Origin of the sequence: Actinoallomurus sp. NPDC052274 (genome assembly GCF_040679475.1) — a bacterium.
GTDB lineage: Bacteria > Actinomycetota > Actinomycetes > Streptosporangiales > Streptosporangiaceae > Actinoallomurus > Actinoallomurus liliacearum.
In genome coordinates this window covers 65048-73495 of sequence record NZ_JBFAUT010000047.1, presented here as the reverse complement: position 1 = coordinate 73495, position 8448 = coordinate 65048, and the positions used below count along the sequence as shown (strand labels likewise).

Sequence of the window (8448 nt, the reverse complement as noted above, 5' to 3'; positions counted from 1 at the left end):
ACCGGGCCGGCGGATCGGCGCGGTCAGCCGAGCGCGAGCGCGGCCAGGGCGGCGTTGACGATGGAGCCCGGGAGCAGGTCGTGCAGCTCGTACAGCTCGGCGATCGAACCGGACTGGCCGAACTGGTCCACGCCGAGCGGCACGCACGGCACGCCGAACGCCGAGCCGAGCCAGGCCAGGGCGTGCGAGGCGGCGTCGTGCACGGTGACGATCGGCGCGCGGACCGGGAACGCCGCGCGCAGCGCGCCCGCCTCGGACGGCGTGCTCGCCGTACGGACGCCCTGCCGCAGGGTCCGCTGCCACGCGGAGTACAGCCGGTCGGGAGAGGTCACGTCGATGACGTGCGCGGCGATGCCCTCCTCCTCCAGCTCGCGGGCGGCGGCCAGCGCCTCGGGCAGGACGGCGCCCGACGCGGCGAGCTGGACGGCCGGGCCCTCGACCGCAGAGCGGTGCAGGAGGTACGCCCCGGCGAGCACCTGCCGGCGCAGCACCGCGTCGCCGAGGCGCTCCCGCGCCTCCTCGAACGGCGCCTGGTCCAGCGGCCGGGTGGTCAGGCGGAAGTAGTAGGCGCCGTCCTCGGCCGGAACCGCAGTGGTCGTCTCGGCCGGGCCGGCGGCGATCCGGCCGAGCGCGTCGCACAGCAGCCAGTCCAGAGCGGTGGCGTACGCCGGTTCCAGATAGGTGACGTTGGGCAGTTCGAGCCCGATCGAGGCGGTGATCGTCGACTGGTGCGCCCCGCCCTCCGGCGCGAGCGTCACCCCGGACGGCGTGCCGGCCACGACGAACCGCGCCCCGGAGTAGACGCTGTAGATGAAGGCGTCCAGCCCACGGCAGACGAACGGGTCGTACACCGTGCCGACCGGCAGCAGCGGCTGCCCGTGCAGGTCGCCGGCGAGCCCGAGCTGGCCGAGGAGCAGGAAGAGGTTCATCTCCGAGATGCCGAGCTCGATGTGCTGGCCGGAGGGCCCCTCGGTCCACTTCAGCAGCGGGTCGACGCTCCACGCCCGCTGCTCGGCGGGCGCGAAGACGCCCTTGCGGTTGATGAACCCGGCGAGATTGGTCGACGTCGCCACGTCCGGCGCGGTCGTGACGAGGTACGGCGCGACCTCCTCCGCGCGGGACAGGTCGACGAGGATCTTGCCGAAGGCGTCCTGGGTCGAGACGGGACGCGAGGTGCGCACCCCGGTCGCCGCCGGCACCTTGACGTTCAGGGAGCCCGGCGCGGGTATGCGGCGCAGCGTCTCGCGCCGCTGGTTGCACAGGATGCCCTCCGGCGTCGCCGGGTCGAAACGTTCCCAGTCGTCGGTGAGCCGCAGCGAGGCGCGCAGCGCGTCGATCTGCTCGCCGGTCAGCAGCGCGGAGTGGTTGCGCGGGTTGCCGGCGATCGGCAGGCCGTGGCCCTTCACCGTGTACGCGAACACGACGCTGGGCCGGTCGGTGACCGCGTCGCACTCGGCGTACGCCTCCAGCATGGCGACCAGGTCGTGGCCGCCCAGGTCCTGCACGAGCTCGGCGAGCTCGTCGTCGGGCAGGCCGGCGACCGCCTCGGCGACCTCGGCCGGCGCCCCGTCCAGGAACGTCTCGCGCAGCTTGGCGCCCGTGAGCCCGAACAGCGCCTGGTAGTGCTCGTTCGGCATGGCGTCGATCCAGCCGCGTACGGCGGCGGGCGCCTCGCGCAGCCGCCGACCGTACTTGACCTCGACGACGTGCCAGCCCGCCGCCTCGAACTGGCCGCGCCACTGCGCGATCCGCATGCCCGGCACGACGCGGTCCAGGGACTGCCGGTTGAAGTCGACGACCCACATGACGTTGCCGAGGCCCTGGGTCGCCGGGTCGGCGATGGCCTCCCAGACGTTGCCCTCGTCGAGCTCGGCGTCGCCCAGCAGCGCGACGAACCGCGCCTTCGGGCCCGCTCCGCCGTGCCAGTGCGCGTCGACGTAGCGGCGGACGGCGGCGGCGAACAGCGGCGCCGCCGCGCCGAGGCCGACCGAGCCGGTGGAGAAGTCGACGTCGTCGGGGTCCTTCGTACGGCTCGGGTAGGACTGCAGGCCACCGCGGGCGCGCAGGGTCGTGAGGTAGGAGCGGTCGAGGTCGCCGAGGAGGTACTTGATCGCGTGGAAGACCGGGGAGGCGTGCGGTTTCACGCTCACCCGGTCCTCGGCGTTCAGGTGCGCGAACCACAGCGCGGTCATCGCCGTCACCAGCGACGCGCTCGACGCCTGGTGCCCGCCGACCTTGACGCCGTCGCCGGTCCGGCGCTCCCGGTTGGCCGCGTCGACGATGCGCACGGCCAGCCAGAGCACCCGGCGCTGGATCTCCTCCAGCACACTCAGGTCGACGCCGGCCAGGTCCACACCCGCGACCTCATTGTCACGAACGTCCTGCATGTCAGCCTCTCAGCGAAAGAGCGCGCTGTATCCGTTCAGCGCGGGTTGCCCCCCGAGATGAGCGTAAAGGACGTTCGCTCCTGACTCGATCTCCCGGTTCGTCACGAGATCGACCAGCCCGGCCATGGACTTGCCCTCGTAGACCGGGTCGGTGATCATCCCTTCCAGCCGCGCGGCCAGCCGCATGGCCTCCAGGGTCTGCTCGTCCGGGATGCCGTAGGTCCCGGCGTGGTAACGCTCGTCGAGGACGATCTCGTCGTCGGAGACCTCCGTCCCGATCAGCTCGGCGGTGTTCCGGGCGATCCGGGCGATCTGCTCCCAGGTCTCCTTCGGCTTGGCGGAGCCGTCGATGCCGATGATCCGGCGGCCCTTCCCCGCGAAGCCGGCGACCATCCCCGCCTGTGTGCTCCCGGTGACCGAGCAGACGATGATCGTGTCGAAATGGACGCCGAGCTCCCGCTCCTGCTCCTCCACCTCGCGCGCCCAGTTCGCGAAGCCGAGGCCGCCGAGGCGGTGGTCCGACGCGCCCGCCGGGATGGCGTACGGCCGGCCGCCCCGGGCCCGCACGTCCTCCAGGGCCTGCTCCCAGCTCTCCGTCAGCTTCTCGGTCGTGAACGGCCGAGCTTGGGGCTCGGCCTTTCACACCTTGTTGCGCTCCCCGTCGCGGCTGGGTGTCGTGCCGGGGTCGCATCTCCCCTGCCCCCTTTGGGGGCAGGGACGGGCATGCTGACGAATGCCCACGCCACGCGCGCCCGTTCCCGGATGTTGGTGGCGGCGATGACGTCGGCGGGGCCAGCGAACCCGCACCGGCGACAACGGAAGATATTCCGGTCGGGCCGGTTGGCCCGACCGGTGTGCCCGCACCATGGCACGGGACACCGCTGGGAGGTGTAGGCCGGATCCACCTCCAAGAACGGCACCCCGGCCCGCTGGGCCTTGTACTGGAGGAAGGTGCCGAGCTGGTGGAACGGCCAGGAGGAGTGTGTGGCCCGCTGGTGCCGCCTGAGCCGTACCCGATCGCGTATCCCGCTCAGTTCCTCAAGCGCGATACCGCGTCCGGTGCGTCGGGCATCGGCCACGATGCTCTTACTGATCTTGTGGTTCTCGTTGGCGGCGTGCCTCGCCTCCCGCTGTGTGCGGCGGGCCAGCCGTCGGGCGGCCGATCGGCTGCCTGCGGCTTTTTTGGCCTGCAGTTCGGCGCGTAGCCGGGCCTGGCGTCGGCGATACCTCTGGAGGCTCTTGCCCTGGTGGTTGTCACCGTCGGAGGTGGTGGCCAGGTTCACGATCCCCCGATCCACCCCGATCCAATCAGCAGGCTCAAATCGCGGGGCCGCTTCGACCTCGCAGGTGGCGATCAGGAAGAACATCCCGTCGCGGTGCACCAGATCGGTTTCGCCCTTGCGGTGGTCCGCCAGGAACTTTACCTGCCCGGGCTCACCGGTGAAGGCGATGCTACGAAGGCGGCCGGCAACGGTCCAGATCGAGATGGTGCGGGCGTCCATCTGCCAGGACAGGCATCGGTCGTCGAACGGCTGGGCCGAATCGGCCCGCACGGTGATCGGTTTGGAGGCGGCCTTACGGCGCCGGCGTGAGTGCTCACCACCCAGCAGACCGGCCTCGATCTGTGCGTGCAACGTGGTGTAGGCATCGGCGACCTTACGGATCACATGTAACGCGGGCTGCGCCGACAACCCCCGCGCCTTCAACTCCGCATACACCAGCTTTTGCAGCTTCTGCCGGGCGAACACGCCGTGGGCGAACGCGACCGCCGACACCTCGTTCGCCGCGGTGTTGCACAGGGACAGGGTCGCCGCGAGCGCCGCCGCCTGCTCAGGCGTCGGCAGCAGCTTCACCTGCACCACCATCTTCACGATCCGTAACTTTAACTATACGGTTCGCTGATGTCTGCTCAATGGGCACCAGACTGGAACACTCGCGGAGGTCAACACCGTCTGTGACATCTGCATCATCACGCCGACCTCCCCGTTCATAGGATTTCCCCGATCACCGGAGCGTGTGCGCGTCAGCGGCGGGGGCCGGCATGCGCGCACGTCGTGCTCGCATGCCGCCACACGCCCGGTACCTTTGGCCCGTGCTGCCGAACGTCACCGCCACGCGCTACGTGACACCCCTCCGGGAGGGCGGGTCCCTGCCCGCCATCGTCGAGGCCGACGACCTGGGCACGTACGTCGTGAAGTTCCACGGCGCCGGGCAGGGCCGCAAGGCCCTCATCGCGGAGATCATCGCCGGTGAGCTCGGCCGGCGCCTCGGCCTCCGGGTGCCGGACCTCGTCACCGTCGACGTCGACCCGGTCATCGCCCGCCACGAGCCGGACCCCGACATCCAGGACCTGCTCAAGGCCAGCCCCGGCCGCAACCTCGGCGTCGACTACCTGCCGGGCTCCCTCGGCTTCGATCCGCTGGCCTGGACGCCCGAGGCCGACTTCGCCGCGGCCGTGCTGTGGTTCGACGCGCTGATCGGCAACGTCGACCGCAGCTGGCGGAACCCCAACCTCCTGGTCTGGCACGGCGACGTCTGGCTCATCGACCACGGTGCCAGTCTCTACTTCCACCACGCGTGGGCCTCGGCGGAGAAGCTGATCTCCCGGCCGTACGACGCGAGCGACCACGTGCTGGCGACCTTCGTCGACGACGCCGGTCTGGCCCAGGCCGGCCGCGACCTCGGTCCCAAGGTCACCGAGGACCTGCTCGGCGAGGTCGTCGCCCTGGTCCCCGAGGAGTGGCTGGCCGACGAGCCCGGCTTCGACTCCCCCGCCGAGGTCGCGGCCGCGTACGTCGCACACCTGGGGACCCGTGCGGCCACACCGGAGGTCTGGCTGCCCGAGGTGGGCGAGGCCAGGCCGGCGACGCCCCGCACCGAGCACCGCCCGTCGGCCCGACCGAATTGGCTGGGATGAAGATCTTCGAGTACGCCGTCCTGCGGGTGATCCCCCGCGTCGAACGCGGCGAGACCATGAACGTCGGGGTGATCCTCTACTGCCAGGCCGAGGACTTCCTCGGCTGCCGGACCCACGTCGACGACGTACGGCTCCGCGCGCTGGCCTCGGACCTCGACGTCGACGGCGTCCGCGCCGCGCTGCAGGCGGTCGACGGCGTCTGCTGCGGCGGGCCACGGGCGGGTCAGGCCGCGGGCGAGTCCCTGGGCTCGCGGTTCCGCTGGCTGACCGCGCCGCGCAGCACCGTCGTCCAACCCGGCCCCGTCCACTCGGGCCTCACCGCCGACCCGGCCGCCGAACTCGACCGCCTGCTCGACGTCCTCGTCCGCTGAGCCGCCTCACGGGCACGCCGCCCGCGAGGGCGGCGCGCAGGCCCGTCACGGAGAGGCGGCCCACGGATCCCCTCACGGGGAGGCCGCGCGCAGGCCCGTCGCGGGAAGGCCACCCGCGGATCCCCTCACGAGGAGGCCGCGCGCAGGCCCGTCGCGGGAAGGCCGCCTGCGGATCCCCTCACGAGGAGGCCGCCCGCGGGTCGCGGAGGAAGGTCGCGATTCCCCGCTGGAAGTCGTCGAAAGCGACGGGCGGCCCGCCCGTCTGCGCCTTCGCCGCCGCCCACGCCGGCGTGAGCACGGCCCCGACCGCGTGCTTGGCGGCCCGGACGGCCGCGCCCGGGTGGCGGCTGATGGCCAGCACGAGCCTGCGGGTGGCCGTGGTCAGTTCCTCGTCCGGGACGCAACGGGTGGCGAGCCCCAGGCTCACGGCCTCGGCGGCGGGGACGAGACGCCCGGTGTAGAGCAGTTCCCGCGCGACGCCGGGTCCGGCGAGCACGGCCAGCCGGGCGGCGAAGGCGGGGCTGACGAGGATGCCGAGCCGCGCGATCGGCATCCCGATCCGCGCGCTCTCCGCCATGACCTGCAGGTCACAGGCCAGCGCGAGCTGACACCCTGCCCCGGCCGCGACGCCCTCCACCTGCGCGATCACCGGTACGGGAAGGTCCTCGATCGCGGTGCACGCCGCCTCCATGGCGGCGAAGCTGTCCGCCACGTCCGTGACGTCCGCCTCGACCCACTCCCGCACGTCGGACCCGGAGCTGAACATGCCGCCCTGGCCGCGCACGACCACCACCCGCAGCTCGGCCTCGCGGGCGAGCCGCCGGAACGTCTGCTCGAGTTCGCGCCAGTCCGCGCTGGACAGCGCGTTCCCGCGATGCCCGTCGCCGACCGTGACCTCGGCGACCTCGACGTCCCGCTGCGTTCTGATCTTCATTTCACGGCCCCCTCCTCGCGCATCGTCGCGATCTCCTCGGGGCCGAGGCCGAGCTCGGCGAGGACCTCATCGGTGTGCTCGCCGAGGCCGGGCGGCGCCGAGTGTACGACCGGCGGATGCGCGGACAGCTTGAGGGGCGAGCCGACCATCCGCAGCCGGCCCGCCCCAGGGTGATCGACGTCCACGACCATGTCCCGGGCGCGCACCTGCGGGTGGGCCAGCGCCTCGGGCACCGTGTTGATCGGCCCGGCCGGCACCCCCGCCTCGGTGAGGACCTCCGCCCACTCGGCGCTGGTCCGGAAGCTCAGCGCCGCTCGCAGGAGGCCCAGCAGTTCCTCCCGGTGGTGCACCCGGTCGGCGTTGGTCGCGAAGCGCGGGTCCTCGGCCAGGTCGCCGCGCCCGACCGCCGTCGCGAACCGGCGCCAGAGCCCGTCGTTCCCGATGGCGACCATGAGGTGACCGTCGGCGGTGGGCAGCGCCTGGTACGGAACGATCGACGGGTGGGCCGAGCCGTACCGGCGAGGCGTCTCGCCGGTCGCGAAGTGGTTTCCGGCGACGTACGTCAGCCAGGAGATCTGCCCGTCCAGGAGTGAGATGTCGATGTGCTGCCCGCGGCCGGTGAAGCGGCGGGCGTGCAGCGCGGCCAGAATCCCGATCACCGCGTACATTCCGGCGCCGAGGTCCGCCGCGGACGTGCCCATCCGCACCGGCGGCCCGTCGGCCTCCCCGGTGACGCTCATGATCCCGCTCATCGCCTGCGCGATGAGGTCGTACCCGGCGCGCTCGGCGTACGGGCCGGTCTGCCCGAACCCGCTGATCGACGCGTACACCAGGGCGGGGTTGCGGGCGGACAGTTCCTCGTAGCCGAAACCGAGACGGGCCGCGGTGCCCGGCCGGAAGTTCTCCAGGACCACGTCGGCCCGGTCGGCGAGCCGCTGGACGGCCTCCCGGCCCTTGTCGGTCTTCAGGTCGACGCTGATGGAACGCTTGTTGCGGTTGATGGACAGGAAGTACGTGGCGTCGTCACCCTGGAACGGCGGCCCCCACTGCCGGGTGTCGTCGCCCTTCCGCGTGTCCTCGACCTTGATCACATCCGCGCCGAGGTCCGCCAGGATCATGCCGGCGAAGGGCCCGGAGAGGATTCGGGACAGTTCGAGCACCCGGACGCCGGCGAGCGCGCCGTCAGCCATGTCGTCTCCCATCAGCGGAGAAATCGGACCTAGCACCAATGGTTCCCCGGCACCCGGCATCGCCACCGCGCGCGGCCGGTAGCGTTCTTCGGTGGCCGAAGCGATGAACAGGGTGCTGATCGCGGGCATCTCCGGGGCCGGCAAGACGACGCTCGCCCGCAAGCTGTCCGAGCGGTACGGCCTGCCCCGTTACGAGCTGGACGCGTTGCATCACGGGCCGGGCTGGGTCCCACGCCCGGAGTTCGAGTCCGACGTGAAGGAGTTCAGCGCTCAGGACCGGTGGGTGACCGAGGACCAGTACCACCGCGTCCTCGGCGACCTGTTGTGGGACCGCGCCGACACGGTGATCTGGCTCGACCTGCCGCGCCGCACGGTGATGTGGCGGGTGATCCGGCGCTCGGTCATCCGCGCCGTCGACCGGCGCCCCTTGTGGAACGGCAACAAGGAGAGCGTCCGCAACTGGTTCGAAGCGGACCACCCCATCCGCTGGGCCTGGTCACAGTTCGCCCGAAGAAGATCACAGACCGCCGAACGCGCCACCCGCCACCCCGACGTGACCGTCATCCACCTGCACACGCCCCGCCAGGCCAGACGATGGCTCACCGAAGCAGCCGGAGCGCGACGCCCACCACTGAAATCCTGATCTTCG

At 71.8% G+C, this 8448-nt stretch carries 8 protein-coding genes; 3 read left to right on the top strand and 5 right to left on the bottom strand.

The window, feature by feature from the left end; all coding sequences use genetic code 11:
- Positions 1–23: 23 nt before the first annotated feature.
- The 3 genes from AB0K82_RS31830 to AB0K82_RS31820 are packed head-to-tail and all read right to left on the bottom strand — an operon-like array spanning position 24 to position 4252.
- Entirely contained in the window at positions 24–2387 is a 2364-nt protein-coding gene (locus AB0K82_RS31830) for a transketolase C-terminal domain-containing protein (protein ID WP_364404157.1), read from the bottom strand.
- Between the two features lie 9 nt (positions 2388–2396).
- The gene (locus tag AB0K82_RS31825; RefSeq protein ID WP_364404167.1) at positions 2397–2963 is read right to left on the bottom strand and encodes a pyridoxal-phosphate dependent enzyme; all 567 of its coding nucleotides are present in this window, start codon (positions 2961–2963) and stop codon (positions 2397–2399) included.
- Positions 2964–2983: 20 nt separating this feature from the next.
- Positions 2984–4252: a transposase gene (locus tag AB0K82_RS31820; protein WP_364404165.1), complete on the bottom strand. Its 1269-nt coding sequence runs from the start codon at positions 4250–4252 to the stop codon at positions 2984–2986.
- A 227-nt stretch (positions 4253–4479) separates the two neighbouring features.
- Between AB0K82_RS31820 and AB0K82_RS31815 the strand changes: the two genes are divergently transcribed.
- Together AB0K82_RS31815 and AB0K82_RS31810 are read left to right on the top strand one after the other, a co-directional pair.
- Positions 4480–5304, top strand: coding sequence for a HipA family kinase (locus tag AB0K82_RS31815; protein ID WP_364404155.1), 825 nt, complete (start codon positions 4480–4482; stop codon positions 5302–5304).
- Complete coding sequence (locus AB0K82_RS31810) at positions 5301–5675, top strand: DUF3037 domain-containing protein (RefSeq protein WP_364404153.1); 375 nt, start codon at positions 5301–5303, stop codon at positions 5673–5675. Before AB0K82_RS31815 ends, AB0K82_RS31810 begins: the two co-directional genes overlap by 4 nt.
- 178 nt (positions 5676–5853) lie before the next feature.
- Here AB0K82_RS31810 and AB0K82_RS31805 read toward each other — a convergent pair whose 3' ends face one another.
- Together AB0K82_RS31805 and AB0K82_RS31800 are read right to left on the bottom strand one after the other, a co-directional pair.
- Positions 5854–6609, bottom strand: coding sequence for an enoyl-CoA hydratase/isomerase family protein (locus AB0K82_RS31805; RefSeq protein ID WP_364404151.1), 756 nt, complete (start codon positions 6607–6609; stop codon positions 5854–5856).
- Positions 6606–7799, bottom strand: coding sequence for a CaiB/BaiF CoA-transferase family protein (locus AB0K82_RS31800; RefSeq protein WP_364404149.1), 1194 nt, complete (start codon positions 7797–7799; stop codon positions 6606–6608). Before AB0K82_RS31800 ends, AB0K82_RS31805 begins: the two co-directional genes overlap by 4 nt.
- 91 nt (positions 7800–7890) lie before the next feature.
- Here AB0K82_RS31800 and AB0K82_RS31795 point away from each other — a divergent pair, with 91 nt between their 5' ends.
- On the top strand, positions 7891–8442 hold the full coding sequence (locus tag AB0K82_RS31795; RefSeq protein ID WP_364404147.1) for a hypothetical protein: 552 nt from the start codon (positions 7891–7893) through the stop codon (positions 8440–8442).
- Positions 8443–8448 lie beyond the last annotated feature (6 nt).